At 49.8% G+C, this 23,640-nt stretch carries 14 protein-coding genes; 12 read left to right on the top strand and 2 right to left on the bottom strand.

Translation table 11 applies throughout. From position 1 onward, the window contains the following. Positions 1–102 precede the first annotated feature (102 nt). The 6 genes from BUB86_RS01515 (at position 103) to BUB86_RS01490 (ending at position 8,133) form a co-directional block, all read left to right on the top strand. A complete protein-coding gene (locus tag BUB86_RS01515) occupies positions 103–1,716 on the top strand; it encodes an alpha-L-fucosidase (protein ID WP_073204263.1) in 1,614 nt (537 codons plus the stop codon). A gap of 112 nt (positions 1,717–1,828) precedes the next feature. Further along, positions 1,829–2,374, top strand: a complete 546-nt coding sequence (locus BUB86_RS01510) for a glutathione peroxidase (RefSeq protein WP_073204259.1) — start codon at positions 1,829–1,831, stop codon at positions 2,372–2,374. Then, positions 2,374–3,714, top strand: coding sequence for a polysaccharide pyruvyl transferase family protein (locus BUB86_RS01505; RefSeq protein WP_073204256.1), 1,341 nt, complete (start codon positions 2,374–2,376; stop codon positions 3,712–3,714). The genes BUB86_RS01510 and BUB86_RS01505 overlap by 1 nt, the downstream gene beginning before the upstream one ends. Beyond that, positions 3,693–6,356, top strand: a complete 2,664-nt coding sequence (locus tag BUB86_RS01500) for an AMP-binding protein (protein ID WP_073204254.1) — start codon at positions 3,693–3,695, stop codon at positions 6,354–6,356. Before BUB86_RS01505 ends, BUB86_RS01500 begins: the two co-directional genes overlap by 22 nt. Continuing rightward, complete coding sequence (locus BUB86_RS01495; protein ID WP_139261295.1) at positions 6,343–6,852, top strand: hypothetical protein; 510 nt, start codon at positions 6,343–6,345, stop codon at positions 6,850–6,852. Before BUB86_RS01500 ends, BUB86_RS01495 begins: the two co-directional genes overlap by 14 nt. Before the next feature lie 12 nt (positions 6,853–6,864). Continuing rightward, positions 6,865–8,133, top strand: coding sequence for a GMC family oxidoreductase N-terminal domain-containing protein (locus BUB86_RS01490; protein ID WP_073204248.1), 1,269 nt, complete (start codon positions 6,865–6,867; stop codon positions 8,131–8,133). Here BUB86_RS01490 and BUB86_RS01485 read toward each other — a convergent pair. Continuing rightward, positions 8,120–9,760 carry a DUF6377 domain-containing protein gene (locus tag BUB86_RS01485; RefSeq protein WP_073204244.1) on the bottom strand — a complete coding sequence of 547 codons (1,641 nt, stop codon included), beginning with the start codon at positions 9,758–9,760 and terminating at the stop codon, positions 8,120–8,122. The two genes, BUB86_RS01490 and BUB86_RS01485, sit on opposite strands and share 14 nt — an antisense overlap. A 244-nt stretch (positions 9,761–10,004) precedes the next feature. Here BUB86_RS01485 and BUB86_RS01480 point away from each other — a divergent pair, with 244 nt between their 5' ends. From BUB86_RS01480 to BUB86_RS01455, 6 genes are all read left to right on the top strand, one after another. Next, complete coding sequence (locus tag BUB86_RS01480) at positions 10,005–11,996, top strand: glycoside hydrolase family 97 protein (RefSeq protein ID WP_073204242.1); 1,992 nt, start codon at positions 10,005–10,007, stop codon at positions 11,994–11,996. Positions 11,997–12,042: 46 nt separating this feature from the next. Further along, the gene (locus tag BUB86_RS01475; protein ID WP_073204239.1) at positions 12,043–14,991 is read left to right on the top strand and encodes a SusC/RagA family TonB-linked outer membrane protein; all 2,949 of its coding nucleotides are present in this window, start codon (positions 12,043–12,045) and stop codon (positions 14,989–14,991) included. Positions 14,992–15,024: 33 nt separating this feature from the next. Further along, the gene (locus BUB86_RS01470) at positions 15,025–16,842 is read left to right on the top strand and encodes a RagB/SusD family nutrient uptake outer membrane protein (protein WP_073204236.1); all 1,818 of its coding nucleotides are present in this window, start codon (positions 15,025–15,027) and stop codon (positions 16,840–16,842) included. 26 nt (positions 16,843–16,868) lie between these two features. After that, positions 16,869–17,966 (top strand): starch-binding protein, encoded by a 1,098-nt coding sequence (locus BUB86_RS01465; RefSeq protein WP_073204233.1) that lies wholly within the window; start codon positions 16,869–16,871, stop codon positions 17,964–17,966. After that, positions 17,950–19,329: an alpha-amylase family glycosyl hydrolase gene (locus BUB86_RS01460; protein ID WP_175549373.1), complete on the top strand. Its 1,380-nt coding sequence runs from the start codon at positions 17,950–17,952 to the stop codon at positions 19,327–19,329. The genes BUB86_RS01465 and BUB86_RS01460 overlap by 17 nt, the downstream gene beginning before the upstream one ends. Positions 19,330–19,438: 109 nt before the next feature. Beyond that, positions 19,439–20,998 carry an alpha-amylase family glycosyl hydrolase gene (locus BUB86_RS01455; RefSeq protein WP_175549372.1) on the top strand — a complete coding sequence of 520 codons (1,560 nt, stop codon included), beginning with the start codon at positions 19,439–19,441 and terminating at the stop codon, positions 20,996–20,998. Positions 20,999–21,001: 3 nt separating this feature from the next. Here BUB86_RS01455 and BUB86_RS01450 read toward each other — a convergent pair whose 3' ends face one another. Continuing rightward, on the bottom strand, positions 21,002–23,389 hold the full coding sequence (locus BUB86_RS01450; protein ID WP_073204223.1) for a glycosyl hydrolase 115 family protein: 2,388 nt from the start codon (positions 23,387–23,389) through the stop codon (positions 21,002–21,004). Positions 23,390–23,640 lie beyond the last annotated feature (251 nt).

Raw genomic sequence — 23,640 nt, 5'->3', positions numbered from 1 at the left:
ATCGCAAGCGATTTACATCATTTATTATACTTGTTTAACAATTACCATCATACCCAAGCTGAAAAAAAGTTGTATATTTGCACCCAAACAATTTCAAACCGTATGAAAAAATTAATGATGACTTTAGCCATGTGTTGTGGATTTACAGCAGTAATGGCGCAGACTTATGAAGTTCCTGTTTCTGAGCAACACGAGAAGATGCAGACAGGAAAGTACCAACCCAACTGGAAATCGCTGGAGACTCACCAGACGCCAGAGTGGTTCCGTAATGCCAAGTTCGGCATCTGGGCTCACTGGGGACCTCAGTGCGTAGAGGGCTCAGGCGACTGGATGGCACGCGGTATGTATATAGAACGCAGCGACCAGTACAAGTACCATGTAAAACACTACGGACACCCATCAGAGTTCGGTTTCAAAGATATCCTGCCGCTGTTCAAGGCCGAGAAATGGGATCCAGAGGCATTGGTGGAGCGCTACAAACGTTGCGGCGCACAGTACTTCTTTGTACTGGGCAACCACCACGACAACTACGACCTATGGGATTCGCAGTACCAGGAGTGGAACTCCAAGAACATCGGTCCAAAGAAGGACATACTGGAAGGTTGGGCTCGCGCAGCCAAGAAAGCCGGACTGCCACTAGGCATATCGTTCCATGCCGACCATGCATGGACTTGGTACGAGACAGCCCAGCGCTACGATGTGGACGGGCCTAAGGCTGGCGTGTACTACGACGGTAAGTTGACCAAGGAAGACGGTAAAGGTAAATGGTGGGAAGGACTAGACCCACAGAAGCTATACCAGCAGAACCACCCTATGAGCGACCGCTCGTGGGATAACGGACGTATTCACCGCCAGTGGGGATGGGAGAACGGCGCTTGTCCACCATCACAGGAGTTCGTCACTAACTTCTACGACCGCACGCTCGACGCCATCAATCGTTACAATCCCGACCTCATCTACTTCGACGTAACAGTACTGCCGTTCTACCCCATCAGCGATTGTGGTCTGAAGATAGCTACACATCTTTATAATAAGAACCCACGCGCGATAGTGTTCGGCAAGATTCTGAGTGAAGACCAGAAAAAAGCCCTGACATGGGACGTAGAGCGCGGTGCGCCTAACGCCATCATAGCAGAGCCCTGGCAGACCTGTAACTGCATAGGCGACTGGCACTACAACACCAACACCTACAAGCACGGCTACCGCACCGCACAGAACATGGTGAAACAGCTGGTTGACATTGTATCGAAGAATGGTAACCTGCTGCTAAACATACCTCTACGTGCCGACGGTACCTACGACGAGAAGGCAGCGCAGTTCTTGGATGAGCTGGAGGCATGGATGACACCTAACGGCGAGAGCATCTTCGGTACACGTCCTTGGGTGAAGTTCGGCGAGGGTCCCGTAGCCGAGAAAAAAATTGCAATCAACGCACAGGGCTTTAACGAGGGTCAGTATAACGGTATGGATTATCGCGACATCCGTTTCAACCAGACCAAGAAATATCTGTATGCTACAGCTATGGGCTGGCCTGCCGACGGTAAGCTGGTTATCAAGTCGCTAGCCAAGGGTAACCCAGATTTTCGCAAGGCCATCAGCAGCGTTTATCTGCTGGGTTACGGCAAACTCAAGGCTAAGCAAACTGCCGAGGGACTGATAGTTACTCTCCCCAAGCCATGTAACACAATAGCCCCTGTACTACGCATACGGAAATAAATATGTCGCAAGCGATTTATTGTTAAACAAGTTTAAAGTTTTGTCTAAATCGCTTGCGATATAAAATAATCTTCTTACCTTTGCATCGCAAACGACATAATTAACAGTTGATATGGAAAAGATTTATGATTTCAAAGCTTTCACAAGCAGAGGTAAGGAGATAGATTTCTCTGAGTTCAAGGGTAAGGTGCTGCTGATTGTAAACACAGCCAGCAAGTGCGGATTTACGCCCCAGTTCGCAGGTTTGGAGGAACTGAACCAGAAGTACAAGGACAAGGGACTGGTTATCATCGGATTCCCCTGCAACCAGTTCAAGGAGCAGGATCCAGGTAACGATAGTCAGATAGAGGAGTTCTGCCAACTCAATTACGGCGTAACCTTCCAGATTATGCGTAAGACCGACGTTAACGGTCCTGCAGCAGAGCCCATCTTCGAGTACCTGAAGACTCAGGCACCTACTGAGGAGTACAACGGACTGAAGGCCAAGGCTGCCAAGGCTCTGTTCAAGACTATCAGCAAAAGCGTGGAGAAGGACAGCGATATCAAGTGGAACTTCACCAAGTTCCTGATTTCGAAAGATGGCGACTGCATCAAGCGTTACGCCCCCACCACTGAGCCAAAAGACTTTGAGAAGGATATTGAGGCCTTCCTGGCATAATGATGGATTTAATTTTAGCATATATAGTACGTGTGATGGTATGGCTCTCAGGATTAGCCAGGCCCTTGGCTAAGCTAGGTATAGGCCGATACGAGTCATACACACCGGGACAACCACTTAAGATACTACTAGTTGGCTACAACGGCGCCAGGAACACTGGCGCCGATGCCCGTGTTGTAGCACTAACACAACAACTGGAACAGACAATGGGAGCAGACAAAGCCGAACTAACGGTGATGACGCTCGACTTGGAAAACGTGAAAGGCTATTTCACCGGCGCAGTGCACCTGCTGCACTTCTCGTCGGTATTCATATTTTCATTAGTACGCGCTTGCTCGCGCCACCATGCAGCCATTCTTTGCGAGGGTTCTACACTCACTCCCACCTTTGCCGAAGCACTGTGTGTGTTCTTCTGCGAGGCAGCAGGCATCATGCACCGACAGGGCAAACCCTGTATTGCCTATGGATCGGAAGTAGGCAAGCTGAGCGGTTGGCTGGCCAAACTGAGCCGCGACCTGTGTTGTGACACCTATTTCATGGTACGTACCGAGGAATCGCTACGCAACCTACAACAACTGGGGCTGAAAGGACATGTAGGCACAGACACCGCATGGACATTCCAAAGTCCAGAGGGCGAGAGTTGGGCACTACAGCAACTGAAGGAAGCCGGCTGGGATGGTCGACAACCATTAATGGGTGTAGCACCGCTCAATCCCTTCTGCTGGCCGGTACGTCCATCGGTATGGCGATGGCTGAAAGCGCTTATCACCCGCGACTTCTCGCAGCAGTACGACAAGATATATTTTTTCAGCGACAACGCTACCCGTCGCCAACTGTTTGAGCGCTACCTGACGGCCATGGCAGATGCCACCAACCGCTACAGCCGCGAACATAATGCCTTTGTGGTGATTTTTGGCATGGAGAAGTTGGACGCCCGCGTATGCGACCAGCTTGAACAGCGAATAGCAAGTAAACACGCGGTATTCACATCGAAGACCAGCGACGTCTTCAAGATGACTGGATTGCTGCGCCAACTGAACATACTGCTCACATCACGCTATCACGCATCGGTATTGAGCATGGAGCGAGCCATCCCCATCGTAGCCGTATCCATCGATGCCAGACTCAACGGCATCATGAATGAAGTGGGATTAGCCCAACAATATTTGCACCACGCTACCGACGAGCATCTGGAAGAGGGCATCATGACATCGCTGCAGATGGCAGGCGAACACGAACAAGAGATAGGCAACAACATCAGGCAACACCTGACGATTTATAAGAACAAGACAGAGGCAATGAGCCAATATTATGCGAAATGGCTGAAAGAACAGTTTTAGTAACAGGAGCCACTGGACTAGTAGGAACAGAGGTTGTGGCGCAACTGTTGACAACTACCAACAGCAAGATCTATGTGCTGGTAAGGGCCAATTCGGAAGAGGAGGCTGCAGGGCGACTGCGTGCTCTGTGGTGGGGCGATGAGACGCTGGTAAACTCCGTTGGTAAGCGTGTACAGCCAATCACAGGCGACATCATAAAACCCTTGGATACACCACACATGGATATTACCCATGTGATACACTGCGCTGCTGAAACGGGCGTACAGAAATCACGACGTGAGTTAAGGAACATCAATATCGACGGCACCCGCCATGTGGTAAGGATGGCAGAACTGTTGCCACACCTACAACGTTTTATCCATGTATCGACAGCTTATGTTGCCGGTACACAGAGTGGTGTGATAACAGAAGATGGACCATTGGCCACACAATTCTACAGCCAGTACGAGCAGAGCAAGGCCGAAGCCGAACAGATAGTAAGAGCAGCAACGGTACCATATATCATCTGCCGTTCTGGCATGATTGTAGGCAATAGTCAGACAGGACGTACACGCAATTTCAACACCATCTACTATGTGTTGAAACTGATACTGCAAGGCAAGATGCGCGTGCTGCCGATAAGCAGCAAACAAACGGTGAACCTGATACCTGTTGACCATGTGGCACAACAGGTAGTAAACCTAGCATTTGCACCAGGAGCCGAGGGTCACACTTTCCACCTCACACCTTCTGCCGACAGTCTGCCGCAGGCTGGTGAACTGGTCGAGGCCGTCAGAGCCTGGGCCAAAGCCAACCTCAGCATTGACATCCCCAAGCCCATTTATCTGCCACTACCCATGTTGCGCACCATCGGCAAGCGTTACAATGCTGGTCAAGAAGCCAAGAAGAGGTCGCTATTGTCTAATCTCACAGCGCTGATGCCTTATTTCTTCGATGACCATGTGTTCGACCGCACCAACACCGACCAATTTGCCGGCAAATACCAGCTTAACTGGCGCAGCTATCTGCCCACGCTGCTTGAATTTGCGTGCCGACATAATTTCATGCGAGTCAACGATAACACCATCTTTCAGCAGGCCGTACAGCGCCGCGAGAGTCGCCACTACCCTATTACCTATTATAATATAACAGCTCATGGCACGGAGCACGTTACCGGCCATGAGATGAACATGATGGTTAACGGCTACGTCAACCTACTACACGAGTATGGTGTAAAACCTGGCGATAAGGTGGCCTTGTCGGGCATTAACTGTGCCGAGCATGCGGCCATTGACAACGCCATCGGACTGGCAGGAGCCGTCAGCGTTCCCATCTACTACACAACACCTGCCGACGAGATTGCATTACTGATGGCTAAGAGCGGTGTACGATTGTTCTTTGTTGGCGATGAGCGCGTGATGACAAACGTAGAGGGACTTTCTGAGAACATACAGATCATTCCCTTCGGCCCCATGAAAAAGGAAGGCTCACCTTCCTGGACAAACTACACCGGTCAGTCGGCCTCACACCTCACACTGAGTTCCGAGCTTGCCACCATCCGCTACACATCGGGCACCACAGGCGAGCCCAAGGGCGTGATGTTCAGCTACAGCCAACTGAAGTGGATGGGCGAGGTGCTTACCAACCTGCTATCATGGCACGATCGCAATAGCGAGATGCGTTACCTGTCGTTCCTGCCCATGAGTCATGTAGTCGAGGGCATCCTGGCAGCCTACGCCCCTTACTGTATGCTCTGCAAGGCCAAGATATACTATCTTACCAATTTCCAGATGCTCACCCAGGCACTGCCTAAGGTGCGCCCCACGGTGTTCTTCTCAGTACCACGTTTCTACGAAAAGCTATGGGAACAGATAGAGCAGAACCCACTGGGACAGCGTTACCTCATGATGAGCAACGGTCCGCTCAAACGTCTGACAGCCACCTTGCTGCGACGTGCCGTGCTGCGTAAGGCCGGTCTCGACAAGTGCTCGCAGTTGCTGGTAGGCTCGGCCCCCATCAGCGAGGAGTTGCTGTTGCACTTCCGTCAGTTGGGTATTGAGATATATAACGCCTACGGACAGACCGAGGCACCTCTGATAACACTGAGCCGACTGGACGATAACGTTATTCCCAGCATAGGCACGCCCCTACCCGACACCACCGTCGACATAGCCCCCGATGGCGAGCTCGTAGTAAGCGGTCCGCAGGTTGCTCTGGGCTATTACAATCTAGACACCACCACCTTTAAGGATGGTAAGCTGTATACTGGCGACCTAGGGCACAAGGATACCGACGGACACGTGTACATCAGCGGACGAAAGAAGGACATGTTGATTACCTCATACGGCAAGAACATCAACTGCACCAAGATTGAGCAGCGCCTGATGGACATATCCTGCGTGGAGCATGCCGTACTGGTGGGCGAACAGCGTCCTTACTGCACGGCCCTGCTATGGACAACCGGCAATAACGACACACTTGCGACCGATGTGGAACGCATGAACCAACAGCTATCGCACCCAGAGCAGGTCAAGCGATATCTCATTATCAGCACTCCACTAAGTATTGCTCGTGGCGAGTTGACACCCAACCTGAAGGTAAAACGCAACGTGGTGATAGAGCACTACGCACAACAAATAGAAACCCTGTATGCCAATGGTTAACAGCTCACTCTTCAGGCGCATAGAACTGCAGCTGCTGATGAACCTCACAGCCCATGCCCTGGGAAAGAAGTCCCAGCGCATCTGGACGCTGAAAAATGCAGAAGCCCTGAAAGCCTATGCCAAATACACCAGCAGCAACCTGCAGGCAGGTGCCAATCAGGCCCTGCTCAAGCGCATGAACAGTGAGGCATACAAGATGGGCCGACTGCTGCGCTGCCTTTTTCTGATACGCCATGAGGCCCGTGCACAACGACTCATCGTGGCCCTCTATCGCAACATCGGCATCAAGCTGTCGTTCGAAAACAGTAGGCAGCTGTGTTTTCATAGCTGCTATTTCAGCAGATTCTATACGCCGCAGGCCTGCAAAGCGGCATCGGCACTCGACGATGGCATCATCCGCGGCATTCTGGGTCTGGAGTCTGAGCACCTTCACTTCAGCCAGCGTATCACCGAAGGGTGCAAGCAGTGCAAGGCACAGTTGATAATTGACAATTGATAATTGATAATTATGAAGAAAGTCATCGTGATAGGTAGTGGTGCAGGCGGAGCAATGGCCGCACACATGCTTGCTAAGAAATTCGAAGTAACAGTTCTGGAGGCAGGAAAGGAATTCAAACCCCTTTCGCTGCCACTCGACAAGTTAGCTATGTTTAGAAAGACGGGCCTATACTTTGACGAACGAATGATACAACTGCTACTGCCATCTATGCGCATCGACAAGCAGCAGGAGATGGTGATGGTATACGGTCGTGGTGTGGGCGGCACCACCACGCTGGCCACTGGTAATGCTGTGAGAGCCGACGAGGGACTGAAAAAGATTGGCATCAATCTCGACGAAGAGTTTGACGAGCTTTACCGCGAGTTACCAATCACTACCGACCACCAGCGCTACTGGTCGCCCATCACCAAACGCACTTTCCAGGTTATGCAGCAGTTGGGGATGGACCCTCAACCCATGCCCAAGCTACTCCGCCCGGGCAGTTGCCGCTTGTGCGGCCACTGTTCTATCGGCTGTCCTATGCTGGCAAAATGGGACACACGCGAACTGCTGAAAGACATCAAGGTGCTGACCGGCTGCAAGGTGACGCATATTGATATTACCAACCGTACGGCTCAGAAAGTACACGTAACCCGTGGACTCCAGCACCTGACGCTCGAGGCCGACGTCATCATCGTGGCAGCAGGCGGCTATGGCACCCCCGACATACTGCGTGCATCGGGCATCGACTGCCAGCCTACGCTGTTTGTCGACCCTGTGCTGTGCGTGGCTGCTCCCATGGAGAAAGCCCGACAGGACCGCCAGCTGTTGATGCCCTTTGTGAGTCACCGCGAAAAGTACATCATCTCTCCATATATGGACTGGCTCAGTTTCTTCTTCAACCGTCAGTGGCACAAGCCTATGGACGGCATGGTGAGCCTGATGATCAAGCTGGCCGATGTAGAGCAAGGCGATGTGCACCACAACAAGATGAGCAAGGTGCTCACGCCTCTGGATCACCAACGACTGCAACAAGGCGTTGACGACTGCCGACAGATACTGCTGCAGCTGGGCGCCAAGGACGAAGACATATTCCTGGGCACGCTGAATGCAGGACATCCGGGCGGCATGTTGCCACTCACACAGACCGAGGCAGAGACCCTCCACTCGCCTCTGCTCCCCGACAACCTCTACGTTTGCGATGCCACGTTACTCCCGCAAGCACTTGGTCTGCCTCCCATGTTAACCATCATGGCCCTGGCCAAACGCATAGCAAGAATCATATCTAACGATAGGTAGCTATCCTTCTGACGTCATCTTCAAAAGTTTCCTTGTTGATGGCTTTAGCTTTCAACTTGGAACGGTAAGTATAGATAGTAGTGATGCTCGAACGCAGAATATCGGCTATCTTTTGGTTATCAGTAATATCCAGACGGATAAGCGCCAATACACGCAATTCGGTAGACAGATGTTTGACTGGCGTGCCATCTACCTCGACAGCGAACTGACTCTCAGAGTTTAGCAGACGATTAACCTCACAGATAAAGTTAGGATAGATATTCAGGAAAGCTGTATCGAAATGGCTATGGAACTTGCGAATACCTTTATTCACAGGTTCCATCGTTTTTAATTCGGCATATAACTCTTCCAACTTACGCTCGCGCGCCAGACGGTTCAGTTGTTTCAGGCGTTGTTCACCATCAGAGATTAGCAAACTACTAAGTTCCAGGAATCGGCCTATATACTCCTCTTTGATACGGTTAGCCTCCTTCATCTGCGTGTTAACATTTTCTATCTCAGCAGAGTGACTAGCCAACATCTTATTCATCTCTATAATCTGCAGTCCTGCTGCATGTTTTTTGCGGTACAATATCAGTGTATAAATAATGATACCTGCCAATACTAGAGATATAAATGATATGACGAACAGCAACAGATTGGTACGCTGTTGTGTTTGTGTACGTTCGGCATCGTAAAGTTGCAGAATCTGCGGGGCCATACGCCCTACCTGCATCATACGGATTCGACTACCATAAAACTTTGCCTCGCTAATGGCCTGTAGCAGATAACGATAGGCATCGTCGTTATTGCCACGAGCCATCAGGACTTCAGATAGTGACCTCAACGAGTTGTTCTCACGTATCGCACTACGCTCATCGTTGATAGCACTGAGCAACAAATAATATTCTTGTTGCTGGGGGATACCTTTCTTCTGATAGAAAAAAGCAAGGGTACTTGTTATGATGCTATAGGTTCGTGTACCCAGATCAGTTTTCCTCAGATAATCCTCAAGTATCCGTATACCTTGATCGGTATCACCTGCCTCACAGATATACGTGGCCTGATTGAATATATAGTCGTAGCTGTCCTTAGGAGCTATCTGCATGACCAATTGACGGTAATACTGCGCCCGTTTAATATAGTCATAAAAATACTTAGTAGCCAGTGCCATCTCCGAACGGTAAAGATTCAACTCACTTTGTTGGGTATAGTAGGCTATCTTCTGCTGATCGCTGATAGAATCGGGATTAACCTTATCTAGCAGTCGGCGGGCGCGATCGAAGAGACCTGTAACAGCCAGAATATGCGCCATGCGTACTGCACTGGCAGCAAAGCGGTCATGATCGCTCGAACCGCTAAGGGCCTTCACGTTCTTGTCAATATAGTAGAAGGCCGAATCAAACTTATAGGCCACATACTCATCATACAGCCGCTGATTGAGGTCGTACTGCTGTTCTGGTGTCAGCTTCAGGCCCTTTACACCATCTTTAATAATAGCCACACGCCTTTCCTTATCAGCAGTCAACTGATTGTATTGCTCAATCAGGCTGTCGAGCGTTTGATAGAGTTGCTGGTTACTAAGTTGGCGAGCAGAGCAGACTGTCGTCAGAACCAGAACAATGAAAAGCATCAAGAGTCGTACCATAAGCCAGTATCGTTTTCCTTGTTAAAATGATGGGACAAAGATACGATTTCTTTCTGAAACCACCAAATCAAAAAGGACAATTTATGGCAAATGCCGGTTGAAAATCTTTTGATTTATTGGAGCCTTAAAAATTGTAACCATTTCATTACCTGACAGTTACATTTTTAACTATCTAGATTTTTGTTTGTTGTGTTTGGAATCAGTTTATAATGTATCTATCTTTGCCGCCAAAATCAAAAAACGTATGAAAATGTTAGTTGTTAGAATTGTAATATTAGTTGGTTTTGTTATGTGCGGCGTCATTACAGGTAGCGCCGCAGACGTAAAAGTATCTTCGCCCGACGGAACCGTGACGGTATCCGCCGGTGTGAAGAACCACAAAGCTTACTACATGGTTAGTTATCAAGGGCGCATGCTTGTCGCTCCATCACATCTGGGCTTTATGCTGGGTCATGGAGAACTAGGTGGCAACACCAAGATGGGTAAGGTTACACGTTCATCTAAAGATGAGACCTGGATACAACCATGGGGCGAAAACGACATCACACGCAATCAATACAACGAAATGGTTGTAAACTTCAAGGAACGCTCTGGACAGAAGATGCAGGTGGTGTTCCGCGTGTACAACGATGGTTTTGGTTTCAGATATATTCTGCAAGACAATAATAAAGGAAAAGAGTTTAGTATTCAGGACGAATTGACCGAGATCACATTGGCTCACGATGCCAAGGCCTGGTCGATTCCAACAAACCATACCGAATACTTTGAAGGTATCTATACAGCCGACCTGCTGAGCAAGAAGGACACCGTATGTACACCTCTGACGATAGAATATGAGAAGAATGTGTATCTAGCCATACACGAGGCAGCTCTAGAGGATTATGCCAGTATCAACCTGACACCCAGAATAGGCAACGATGGAACTGTGAGACTGCTCACAGCGCTAACACCATGGCGCAACGGGGTAAAAGTATATGCCAAAGGCGAGATGAAGAGTCCTTGGCGCACCATGATCATCAGTAGCACCGCAGGTGGTCTGCTCACATCGAACCTGATGCTAAATCTGAACGAGCCATCACGTATAGAGGATACATCATGGATAGAACCTGGACGCTATATTGGCATCTGGTGGAGCATACACAAGAAACAAAACACCTGGGAGATGGGTCCCACACACGGAGCTACCACCCAGAATGTGAAGAGATATATGGATTTTGCCGCACGCCATGGTTTCAGCGGCGTACTAGCCGAGGGATGGAATCCCGGCTGGGGACAGAGCGAGAAGATTAGTTACCTGGAGTCGTATCCCGACTTTGATATGGAAGAGGTATGCCGTTACGGACAGGAGAAGGGTGTGCGCTTTATCGGCCACACCGAGACCTGGGGTAATGCCTCGCTACTTGAGAGTCAGATGGAACAGGCATTCAGCTGGTTTGAGAAACTAGGCATCCGCGCTGTTAAGACCGGTTACGTAGGTCATTACTTCGATGGCAAAGAACTAGCCAAGTCGCAATATGGCATCCGCCACTACCGTCGTGTGATAGAGTGTGCCGCTAAACATCACATTATGATCGACAACCACGAGCCAGCCATGCCAACTGGATTGCAGCGCACACTGCCCAACCTGATGACACAGGAGGGTGTTCGCGGTCAGGAGTATAATGCATGGGATCGCCGTGGAGGCAACCCACCATCGCACACCGTCACATTGCCGTTTACCCGCGGATTGGCTGGTCCAACCGACTTCACGCCTGCCATCTTCAACTTCTCGGAGATTGTGAAGGGTACTCATCCACACTCCACACTGGCCAAGCAACTGGGTGAATTTGTGGTGATATACAGTCCATTGCAAATGGCTGCCGACGCCATAGAGAACTACGAGGGACAGCCTGCACTCTCCTTTATTGAGAGTTGTCCAACAACCTGGAGCCGCACGTTGGTACCCAATGGCGAAATTGGCAAATACATAACCACAGTACGAAAAGAACGCCATGGCGATCGCTGGTTTATAGGTAGCATTACTAATGAAGAAGCACGCCATCTGGACGTCGAACTTGACTTTTTGGACGATCATGCATTATACAGTGCCATCATCTACGAGGATGGTCCTAATGCCGACTACGAGCGCAACCCTTACGAGATGACTATCCGACAAATTGATGTGAAGAAGGGTGACACACTGCACCTGAACCTGGCTCGAAGCGGTGGTGCAGCCATCAGAATCGAAAAGAAATAGGAAAAAACCTATCATTTTAAAATAACTCTAATTTTAACAAAACCCAATGAAGATGAAAAGAACAAAAAATCTTTGTTATCGCCTGCTAATGATGCTGGCGGTCATGTTTTTTGCCTTGGATGTTTCGGCACAGGCTACTATCAACGGCCATGTGAAGGACGAAGCGGGCGATGGCGTTATCGGTGCCTCGGTCGTTGTGAAAGGAACATCTAACGGCACAGTAACAGACTTCGACGGAAACTTCAGTCTGAAATGTCAGCCTGGAGCTACGTTGGTGTTCACCTACATCGGTTTTAACCCTCAGGAGGTTCCTGCCAAGAATGGCATGGAGGTCACACTGAAAGAGGATGTGGCCCAGCTGAACGAAGTCGTAGTAGTAGGTTATGGCTCGATGGCTAAGAAAGAGATCTCGAGCTCTGTGGTACAAATTAGCAAGGATCAGTTTAACCAGGGAGCCGCTAGCGACCCTATGGCACTGATTGCCGGTAAGGTGGCTGGACTTAACGTAGCCTCAACTGCCGATGCTAACCCTAACGCCATGACCGATATTCAGGTGCGTGGTGCTGGCTCACTAACCGCCAGCAATGGTCCGTTGGTTGTGATTGACGGTATTGCCGGTGGCGATTTGCGTAACATCGCTACTCAGGATGTAGAGTCAATTACCGTTCTGAAGGATGCCGGTTCAGCTGCTATCTATGGTACTCGTGGTGCCAATGGTGTCATTCTGGTAACCACCAAGAAAGGTTCTGGCACAGCTGGTGTAACCAATGTTACTTACGACAGTTACATTGCTCTGAATGTGCAGAAACCTCGTGTTGATATTCTGAGTACCGAAGAGTTCCGCCGCTCACGCCGCGGACAGGATTATGGTGCCGATACCGACTGGTGGGACGAGATTACACGTCCGGTAAGCTACAACCTGAACCAGTATATCTCTATCGACTCATCAACCAAGAACGGATATTTCGGGCTGTCGCTCAATTATAAGAAAGGTAATGGTCTCGACATTGTATCGGGCCGCGAAGAATACGGTGCACGCTTTGTTGGCGAGCAGCGTGTACTTAACAACCGTGTGCAGTTCAACTCATCGCTCTCTGCCCGCAAGGTACACGAGAAATGGGGTAACGACGGACTGTTTGACACTGCCCTTACCATGAACCCTACAATACCTGTCAAGAATCCTGACGGAAGCTATTACCAGCCCAACTCGCCTACTGACATCCACAACCCCGTGAATGACTTGAAAGAGAACGTTAGTCAGGGCGACCGTATCTATATTCTGGGTAATGCCGATGTAAAACTGAACATCCTGCAGATGGAGCAGCACAACCTGAGCACATCGCTGAGTTATGCACTGCAGTATAACGATCTGAAGGATAATTTCTATACACCTTCTACATCAAGCGAATCATTCTGGAACGGCTACGACGGTCGTGCACGCATCAACTACCAGAAGTGGTGGACCAACCGCCTGGAGTATCTCATCAACTATACCATGACTCTCCATCAGCACCAGCTGAAAGCTGTGCTTGGCTATTCATGGGAGCGCAGCAAATGGGAACAGAGCGGCAACGAGAACATGGGTTTTGTCTACGATGCCCTTTCTTATCACGGTATCGGTAGTGGTAGCTACCTGCGCGATGGCAAGGCCAACCTCTGGGCAGGCTCTTCCGAATCAACACTGATAGGTTTCTTCGGACGTGTGAATTATAACTTCAATGATATCATCTACGCTTCGGCCTCTATGCGCCGTGAGGGTAGCACTAAATTCGGCGCCAACACCAAGTGGGGTAGCTTCCCCTCTGCGTCTCTGGCATGGGAAATCATTAACACCCCATTTGCTCAGAGTCTGGCTCAGACTTTCCAGAGCTTAAAGCCACGTGTCAGCTATGGTGTTACTGGTCGTTCCGACTTTAATGCTTATCAGAGCATTGCTACTTATAGCACCCGTGGTGCTTACCTCATCGACAATCAATGGATTAACGGCTATGCACCATCGCTGAATGCGAACCCCGACCTTGCATGGGAGAAATCAACCGCCTTCAACGTTGGTATCGACTTTGTAGCACTTAATAGCCGTCTGCGCGGTAGCATTGAGTACTTCGACCGCCGTTCGCAGGATCTGCTCTATAACTACACTGCCCCACAGCCACCATTCATCTATAATACTATTCTGGTTAACGTAGGTACAACCAAGAATACTGGTGTAGAGGTGGCTCTCGACTACGATGTTCTGTCAAAGAAAGCCTTCAAGTGGACCACTGGTGTTAACTGGAGTATGGGCCAGACCAAGCTTACCAAGCTGTCCAGCGATGCTTATCAGATGGCTTATCTGGATCTGTATCAGAAGCCAGGTCCAGGCACAAGCGAGTACTTCTTCCGTGTTGAGGAAGGTGGTAAGATTGGTCAGTTCTATGGATACGAGCATGCCGGCATCGATGAAAATGGTCTGCTGCTCATCTACGACAACAATGGTAACAAGGTTCCAGCAGCTCAGGCCGATCCTTCGTACAAGCGCACTATCGGCAACGGTGCTCCCAAGCATTTCCTGTCATGGAGCAATTCGTTCACCTATAAGAAGTGGGATCTCAGTATGCTGTTCCGCAGTGCTCTGGGTTATCAGATATTCAACATGCGCAAATATGGCATGGGATTGAAGGGCTCTGGTACCGACAATGTACTGCGTAAGGCTTATACCGACTATGCAGATGTTAACTCAAGTGGCGGTATCATCTCAAGTTATTTCCTCGAGAATGGTGACTACGTCAAGCTCGACAACATTACACTGGGTTATACTTATACGCCAAAGAATCGTCAGTTGGTTGAAAGCCTGCGTGTATACCTCACAGCTAAAAACGTATTTACTCTTACAGGCTACGATGGCAACGATCCATCAATCGTTACCTCTACTGGCATCACTCCAGGTATCGACTCTAACAGTGCCTATCCACAGGCCACTCAAGTTAGCTTAGGCGTAACGCTGCGCTTTCATTAATTGAGAATTGATAATTGAAAATTGATAATTATTATGAAAACAATCAAATATAGCATCATAGCGATGGCACTGGGACTGGGTGTTTCGGCTTGTACAGACCTCGATGAGAAGGTGTACGACCGTATCGACGCCGGTGTCTATTACCAGAATGAAGCCAGTGTAAAAGGAGCTGTAGCTGCCATCTACGGACAGACATCGCAGACTCTGGCTGGTGAGAACTTCTTCCACCTCTCTGAATATCCTGCCGACCAGATTACATGGCGTGTATGGAATGGAGGTCTGTGGGGATGGGACGAGGCCATGAAGACCGTACTATCTTGGCACAACTGGACTTCAGAATCTACTATTATCAATAATGCATGGAATGGCGCTTGGACAGCTATCGGACTGTCGAACCTATTGCTAAGCGACCTTCAGGGGCTGAGTGCTTCAAGTCTGGGTATGACCGATGCACAGCTGGCCCAGTATGTAGCCGAGGTACGCACCATCCGCGCTTGGAACTATTACTGCATCTTCGAACTGTGGGGCGGTGCTCTGCCACTTAACACCTCTGCCAGCAGCGAGGTTCCAGGTACAGCCGATCCTGATTGGAACACATCGTGCAAGAAGATTTACGACTTCATTGCTACCGAACTCGACGAAACTGTTTCTGCACTGGCTAAGGACGATGCAAACCACTCTATGGTTAACCGTGCCAACCAGGCAATGAACCGCCTGCTCAAGGCCCGTCTGCTTCTCAATGCTGAGGTCTTTATCGGCGAAAAACATTTCGACGAGTGCGAGACTCTGTCAAAGGAGATTATCAACGGAAACTATGGCAACTATGCCATCGACGATAACTACCGCAACCTCTACTCGATGGATAACGTGAAGAGTCCTGAGGTTATCTTTGCACTTGCTGCCGAAGACGGACAGGGCGCAGCTAACGCCATCTCTAACGTGCGTACTATGGTAGGCATGTGGTATGGTTATGCCGACTATTTCGGACAGAGCTACGACGGCATCGGCGCTTGGAACTGCGTATGTCTGGTTCCCTCGTTCGACAACGCTGGTACTGTTCAGCCTACTGGTGGTTCTATCGGCGCCAAGTGTTTCTTGGATTATGGCGATAAGCTGGGAGCACCTTATGAGCGCTTTGACGATCGCGACATCCGCAAGCAGAACTATACTTACGACGCAAAGACCAAAACACACGGTCCTGGCATGTTCCTGAAGGGACTGGTGCGCGCCGACTTTGGTAAGGGCGATGTACTGAAGGCCGATGCCGACCGCGATGGTCAGGACCTAGTGTTTGTAGATCAGCTGGGTACCTTCCTGAATCAGGGCCGCGACCTTGAAACCGTTATGAGTCCACGTTGGGGTGAAACTAACTCGGGTGTACGTTTGGTAAAATACCCCCTCTATCCTAACGATGAGCAGGGTGGTTTCAAGAGCATTGACGATGTTCAGTTCCGCCTGGCCGAAGCATACTACAATGTAGCTGAGTGCGAGATGCGTAAAGGCAACAGCGACGAGGCCAAGAAGTATGTTGATGCCGTACGCCAGCGTTACTACAAGACTTCTGATCGCAGTGCAGCACTCAGTATTCCTGGTCCTGGTTTCACACAGTTCGATATGGACTGGATGCTTTCTGAGTGGGGAAAGGAATACTTGGGCGAAGGCAATCGTCGTCGTACCGACCTACGTCGTTTCGACAAGTTTACACAAGGCCAGTGGTGGTTCTGGGGACGTGCAACCGAGGATGGCATTGATCTGCCAGCCAAGCGCGACCGTAAGTACGAGTGGTATCCATTGCCACAAACTGCTATCTCTGTAAACCCAGGACTGATTCAGAATCCAAGTTATCAGTAAGATTAAACATTAAACAATAGAAGATTATGAACAAGAAAATATATAATCTGTTACTTGCGCTGCTTGCCTTTACAGGTTTTATGAGCAGTTGTTCAAGCAAGGAGGATCTTGTATTCGACCATGAGCGTCAGCAGTTTGAGACCCGCGCTGACCGTATCCTGCTTGAGTTCATCGCCCCCTTCGGCACCACTGCCGATGAAGAAATCTATATCACCGGAGCTTTCAATGGCGACAACGAAGCTATTGGCAATCCCCAGTATCTGCTTACAAAAGCACCTAACAGCAACGTAAAATGGGCTATTTACCTCGACCCCAGCACCTTTGCTGCCGGTAAGTCGTTAGCCGATGGTTTCCGTTTCTATTCTAAGAACCAAGGCGTGGAATTCACCACTACTGGCGAAGAGGCTCTGCACGTTGATAACCCTGCTCTTGGCAGCTTTACCAATATCTGGGGACAGCGTTGGGAGAGCTACTACTGGAGTGGCGGCGAGGCTCCAGAGCCCAGTCACGATGGATTCTGCGTGTATGTTGACGACCAGACAGGCTGGGATGATCTCACCCTCTATATGTGGGGCGATGTTAACAGCCTGAATGGCGAGTGGCCTGGTATGAGTGTTACCGGCACATGGAACCACGACGGCGTCACCTGGAAGTACTTCGACCTTGGCGCAGCTAACTCCGGACTTGTTGAGAACCTGATCTTTAACAATGGAGGTAACGGACAGCAGTTGGCCGACTTCAACTTCGCCATCGATCGCAATATCTATCTGCGCATAACAGCCGATGGTGTTGAGGAGGTTGGTGCCGAGCCAAAGGTAGAACACGATGGCTATGCGTTGTTTGTTCTGAATGAGTCGAGTCAGACCGATTTCGCCCTCTATGCATGGGGCGATGCAGAAGCCTTTGGCGGTTGGCCTGGCATTCCTGTCACCGGAACTCAGACTATTGGAGGCGTAGAGTATCTGTATTTCGATATGAGTGCAGCCAATACCGGCCTGAACCTGAATCTCATCCCCAACAATAACAACGGAGGTGTGCAGTGGGAAGGTGGCGACTTGAACTTCACCATCGATCACGACATCTATATCCGCATATTTGATGGTGGTTATGAAGTATTGGAGTAATATGATCCTCGCCGCAGTGCTGATGTTGTCAGCCTGCGGTGGGGCTTCCAAAAGTCTCGTTGTAGATAGCACCCAACCTGTAAGCGACGGCAATCGCGTTATCTATCAGATGAACGTGGGAGCCTTCACTGCCGAGGGCACGTTCCAAGCAGCCACAAAGCAATTGGCTCGTTTAGACTCGCTGGGCGTAGACATCATCTGGCTCATGCCTATCTATCCGCGTGGTGCAACCATGAACAGCCCCTATGCCGCCATGGACTACAAAGCCGTAAATCCACGATATGGAACCATCGACGATGTAAAGGCTTTCGTGGCACATGCCCACCAACTGGGCATTAAAGTGTGGTTAGACTGGGTGCCCAACCATGTGGCTCAGGAGAATCCTTGGGTACAGACCCATCCAGACTACTTTACCCGCAACGACAAGGGGAATATGATTCACCCTCACGGCTGGGGCGATGTACTGGAACTGAACTATCAGAATCCCGAACTAGTGAAAGAGGTTAACTCGGCGCTGAAGTTCTGGATCGAGACATGCGACATCGACGGCTACCGCTGCGACTACGTGTCGAGCCCTACCATCCCTGTGGCATACTGGCAGGACATTATTGCCCAGCTCAAGACCTTGGTTCCTGGAAAGAAGATTGAGATGATGAGCGAGACAGATATTACCGATCGCCACAACCAGCGTATTGACTCATGTGGTTTCGACTACGACTACGCATGGAGTTTTCAAGGATCTATGGCACGTTTGTGCCGTCGTGGATTCAATGCCGACACTCTGAAAAGCATCTGTCAGCGATTCCTCGACAAATCGGCAAAGGTTAAAAACCGCCGAATGGTATATCTTACCAATCACGACCAGAACTACAACGATGGCGGCAACACGCTTCGTAAGTTCTATGGCGAGAACCGCTACGGTCTCACCGTATTGGAGTTTACATTCTATGGCATGCCGCTTATTTATAACGGACAGGAAATCGGCGATCCTGACACGCTGAACTACTTTACCGATGCAAAAGTAAAATGGCAGCGTGTGGATCACAAGATGCTTAACACCGTACGTACGCTGATTGCCCTGCATCATCAGCAGCCTGCTTTGGCCGAGAGTGCACCTGTTAAGTTTCTCAACACCAGCTGCAGCGACGTGCTGGCATGGCAACGCGACAATGTGGTAGTAGTAGTCAGCTTTGCCGATTACGACACTGAGGTAACTATTGATGGCATCGAAGCTGGCAACTACCAGCAGTGGCTCAATAGCCAGACCATCTACAACGGTCCCAGTCTCACAAAGAATTCTCTCCCTGCATCACCCACCCTCTCACTCGAGGCAAAGGGCTATGCAGTTTACGTTAAACAGTAGAAACCTGCTTCATCATTTAAGGTTTTACTGATATTTGAGTACTCACAGGGGCTTGCTGCTCTGCGAAGAACGGCGGCCCCGTTTTTAATTTATAATTATGATTACCAAGATGTTTAGAAGACTTTTGATGTTTTTTTTATGCACTGTTTGTTATGTTACAAACAGTTTTGCAGCGGATTACGTAGATGAGATTAATCTCTCAACCGAGAAACATGGCGAGGGGCAACGCGTTATCTACGAGATGAATGTGGGCTCGTTTACTACCGAGGGCACCTTTGCCGCAGCCCAGGCACGTCTTGAAGAACTCAAGGCGTTAGGTATCGACATTGTGTGGCTCATGCCCATCTATCCACGTGGCGGAGGCATCAACAGCCCTTATGCTGCCACCAACTTCCAGGAAACCAACCCTAAGTATGGTACTATCGCCGATTTGAAAGCATTCGTTAGTCGTGCCCACGAGCTGCAGATGGAGGTATGGCTCGACTGGGTGCCCAATCACACGGCTACCAATGCCGAATGGGTAACAACCCATCCAGAATATTACGCCACCAGTGGCGGCAGCATGATTCATCCCAACAACTATGGTGATGTATGGCAGCTTGACTACAACAACCCCGATCTGATTGATGCGATGAACGCATGCTTGAAGTTCTGGATTGACGAAGCCGACATCGATGGCTATCGGTGCGACTACATCAGCAGCCCAAAAATACCTGCCAGCTATTGGCAGTCAACTATTCCTATGATCAAATCCCACAAAGCAATCACGTTTCTTGGCGAGGCCGATATCGCATCAGATGCCACCCGGCTGAAGAATGTGGGATTCGACTACGACTACGCCTGGCAATTCCAATCGTCACTGGCCAACTATGGCACCAGTAATACAGCAGCACGCCTCAAGGCATTTATCAACACGCTATTAGATAAGTCTGCCTCGCTATCGTTTGGTCGTATGCTCTATGTCACTAATCACGACCAGAACTACAACGAGTCAAAGAAAACACTTACGCAGAAGTATGGCGACAACCGCTATCCACTCACCGTTCTGGCCTACACCGTCTATGGCATGCCGCTGATATACAACGGTCAGGAAACAGGTGGAAACCAGGCACTCGATTATTTTAACGACACAAAGATTAACTGGAACACCAAAGACGAAAAGATGCGGAATACACTGCGCACGCTCTTTGCGCTGAAGCATGCCGTGCCAGCACTGAGCGATGCACGCCAGTCGGCCGATAACCCTACCACCACCCTACTCAACGTCTCCGATAACACCAGCGTATTGGCCTACGCCCGCACTTTAGGCGATAGTCAGGTGCTTGTTGTACTGAACATGGGTACCACTGCAACTTCAGCCACTGTCGAGGGTATCACAGCAGGCGATTGGAGCCTGTGGCTCGATAGCGAAACGATAGCCCAAGGCACCAGCCGCAAGCAGACGACGCTTAACGCCACTCATACTTTCAGTCTCGATGCCAAGGGCTATCGTGTTTATATATTGGGTACTTATCCTGAACAGGATATTAACCAGCAAACTGCCATCCAGTCTATCCCATCATCCACACAGGTCGACGACAGATGGTTCACCTTGAGCGGACAACTCATATCCAAGCCTTCCAAACACGGCCTCTACATCCACGCAGGCCAGAAGGTTGTTATCCGCTAGCAATTATTCATAGGTAATCTTCTGGATAATCTGTCCAGGATCAACTATCTTTAGAGTCATGGTGTGGTTCTGACGGGATGCATCTAAGGGCAGGGAGAATACAAACTCCTTGCGATTCTCCAATACCTGTATCTTCCACTCACGACTCCACTCCTTGAATTTGTTTTCGCACATCTCAGCCTTGCCGCCATCAACGCTTACCTCGAAACGGTTGCTGCGGTCGGCAGCTACTGGCCACATGGGAACTACCGAGATGCACACCTGCAGGCTGTTAGTGCGAGGTGAGATTCCAGAAGACAGAGGGATGTTGATAGTACTACCGGCTGACTCGAAATCAAGTGGCTGTCCTAATTGCAAGGCTTTCCAATCGGTACCGATGCCCTCAAGCAGTCGGAATGGGCCGGAAACATTTAGCGATGCGAGGTCAATCTGATGTTGCAGTTCAGGATGACGCTGACTGTCGGGCAGACGGTAGGCATCAGTGGGCTTGTCGGTATATTCAGGCATCTTCTGATAGAGAGCAACGATACCCGGTGGTACCTCCGATATCATCTGGTTCCATTTGCCATCCAGCTGAGTGTTGTATCGCTCTAACAATGCATCAATCTTTCGGCAAGCATCCTTCGACTGCTCAGCGTATATCATGTTTCCCGTTTCGTGGTTAGCTTGTGCATAGAGATACTTGCGGTTCATCTGGTAGGCCGAGTGCACAGCATAGCCCAGCATCTCGAACAGGGCTGGACGCTGTTCGGGGGTAAGTTTGCTTTCTATAGCATCGTAGGCAAAGCAGATATCCTGATAGGCAGTCAGTCGCTTCTGGGCAGTACCTGTCTGGAACGAGAAGTCAGTATCATATCGTCTTGAATACTCGGGGCTGTCCCACTCCATCTCGTAGCCCATAAACTCTGGTTTGCGGTTCCAAGCCAACTGGTAGTAGTTATCCAGGATGTACTGGAAATCATGATGGCCGAAAAGGCGGGTCAGGAACTCGGCCTGATAGTTATTCACATTGTCATAGCTGAACTTGCTGAAGTCATAGGCCATGTCGAAAAACTGCTGCATCTCTATTTCCATAGGCTTGATATCGCCCACGTTCAACAGCCAGTAGCGATCGCCGCCGGCATTATATGCTTTCAGCAGTTCCTCGTACATCAGCATGGGAGCTGTGGTGGCAATCCACAGGTTGTCGTGAGGCGTACCTAAATAAGATATGTGGTAGTACACACCGCTATGCCCACTGCGCTGCTGTTCAGCTTTGTTGCTGATACGCTTCATGTAACCATAGTTGTCGTCAGGCCACACCAGAGTGATGTCATCAGGCACACGCAGACCGGCATCATAGATGTCGAGCGCTTCCTTATAGGGCACAAATATCTGCGGTAGTTTCTCAGCCTTCTTTCCTTTATATTTCTCCAGAATCCCGCGCTGCTTAGCCATCACATTCTCCAGAGTGCGGGCACGAACCTTAGGGTCTTTACTTCCTTTCATTGCCTCGTCATGCAGTCCACGCAGCCCCATGGTGTAGATATTGTCGTACTGAGCAGTCTCGCGAATGCGGTCGTCCAGTTTCTTCAGGATGGTGGCGCTGTTAGTCTCGTAGTTCCACTCGCCGTCACGTTCTTTGTCCCACTCTGATTTGGCGGCATTGTTAAACAGTAGTGGTTCGCAGTGACTGGTAGTAATCATGATGCCCCACTTGTCGGCCATCTTCTGACTCTCGGGATGACTGTAGAAAGCCCCCGTACAGCTGTGCATGGCGGGTGCCAGCATGTTTGCCTTCAGTCGCAACAGCAGCTCGCACACGCGATCGTAGGTCTTCGGACCTATGTCGCCCAGTTCTTTCTCAAAGGTCTTCGATGCCCATGTCTTCAATCCCCAGTCTTCATCGTTGATGAATATGCCGCGATACTTCACGGAGGGCGACTGACTTACATAGTTCTCGGCGTAGTCGTACACGCGCTTGTTGTTCTTATCCACAGGCACATCGGCAAACCAGTACCAGGGACTTACGCCTATGGCCTCGCTGATGTGCAACACACCGTAGGCCAGTCCACGAGCATCAGAACCTGTCACGTAGATATTGCCGTTCTTAGTGTCGATAGCGTAGCGCTCCCACGTGCCTTTCAGCTCGCGATGGCGTCCTGTCTGCTTGGTGGTGCCAAGGAATACGGTCGGCTGCTTGCCACTGCGGATGCTCACCTGCGGTCGCACATCGGCCACACGTTCAATGTCATCGGCCAATACTTGTGCCATCTGCTTCACCAGCGGCGCATCGGCCTCGTTATACACAATCGTTGCTTTTGTAAGATTCACGGCGGCCTTCATCTGCTGGCCATTCGCAACGCCTATCATCAGTAGCCATGCGAAAAGAAAAGTTGTTAGTTGCTTCATTTATATTAAACATTGTTGATTATTCAGCTGCAAAATTAATGATTCCGATATTAATATCGGCCATTATCTCTTTTTTTTTGCAAAGAATAAACAATATTACATACATTATGGACATTATTACCCCTCGGCCGGCTAATGATGGATGATTCCTAAATAATCACAAATAATCGCACCTTCTTATAATATTATTGAGAATAATAACTATATTTGCAAAAATATCGTTTAAATATAGTGACATATAACAAACAATT

Origin of the sequence: Xylanibacter ruminicola (assembly GCF_900142525.1) — a bacterium.
In the GTDB taxonomy this organism is placed as follows: domain Bacteria; phylum Bacteroidota; class Bacteroidia; order Bacteroidales; family Bacteroidaceae; genus Prevotella; species Prevotella ruminicola_A.
The sequence above is the reverse complement of the archived record's forward strand: the minus strand, read 5'-3'. Positions and strand labels throughout refer to the sequence as shown.

What these genes read in the sequence shown, in the direction of transcription:
- BUB86_RS01495 (WP_139261295.1), top strand. Translation starts at nt 6,343, where the DNA reads ATGCCAATGGTTAACAGCTCACTCTTCAGGCGCATAGAACTGCAGCTG.
- BUB86_RS01460 (WP_175549373.1), top strand. Translation starts at nt 17,950, where the DNA reads ATGAAGTATTGGAGTAATATGATCCTCGCCGCAGTGCTGATGTTGTCA.
- BUB86_RS01450 (WP_073204223.1), bottom strand. Translation starts at nt 23,389, where the DNA reads ATGAAGCAACTAACAACTTTTCTTTTCGCATGGCTACTGATGATAGGC.
- BUB86_RS01455 (WP_175549372.1), top strand. Translation starts at nt 19,439, where the DNA reads ATGTTTAGAAGACTTTTGATGTTTTTTTTATGCACTGTTTGTTATGTT.
- BUB86_RS01470 (WP_073204236.1), top strand. Translation starts at nt 15,025, where the DNA reads ATGAAAACAATCAAATATAGCATCATAGCGATGGCACTGGGACTGGGT.
- BUB86_RS01480 (WP_073204242.1), top strand. Translation starts at nt 10,005, where the DNA reads ATGAAAATGTTAGTTGTTAGAATTGTAATATTAGTTGGTTTTGTTATG.
- BUB86_RS01505 (WP_073204256.1), top strand. Translation starts at nt 2,374, where the DNA reads ATGATGGATTTAATTTTAGCATATATAGTACGTGTGATGGTATGGCTC.
- BUB86_RS01485 (WP_073204244.1), bottom strand. Translation starts at nt 9,760, where the DNA reads ATGGTACGACTCTTGATGCTTTTCATTGTTCTGGTTCTGACGACAGTC.
- BUB86_RS01475 (WP_073204239.1), top strand. Translation starts at nt 12,043, where the DNA reads ATGAAGATGAAAAGAACAAAAAATCTTTGTTATCGCCTGCTAATGATG.
- BUB86_RS01490 (WP_073204248.1), top strand. Translation starts at nt 6,865, where the DNA reads ATGAAGAAAGTCATCGTGATAGGTAGTGGTGCAGGCGGAGCAATGGCC.
- BUB86_RS01515 (WP_073204263.1), top strand. Translation starts at nt 103, where the DNA reads ATGAAAAAATTAATGATGACTTTAGCCATGTGTTGTGGATTTACAGCA.
- BUB86_RS01465 (WP_073204233.1), top strand. Translation starts at nt 16,869, where the DNA reads ATGAACAAGAAAATATATAATCTGTTACTTGCGCTGCTTGCCTTTACA.
- BUB86_RS01500 (WP_073204254.1), top strand. Translation starts at nt 3,693, where the DNA reads ATGGCTGAAAGAACAGTTTTAGTAACAGGAGCCACTGGACTAGTAGGA.
- BUB86_RS01510 (WP_073204259.1), top strand. Translation starts at nt 1,829, where the DNA reads ATGGAAAAGATTTATGATTTCAAAGCTTTCACAAGCAGAGGTAAGGAG.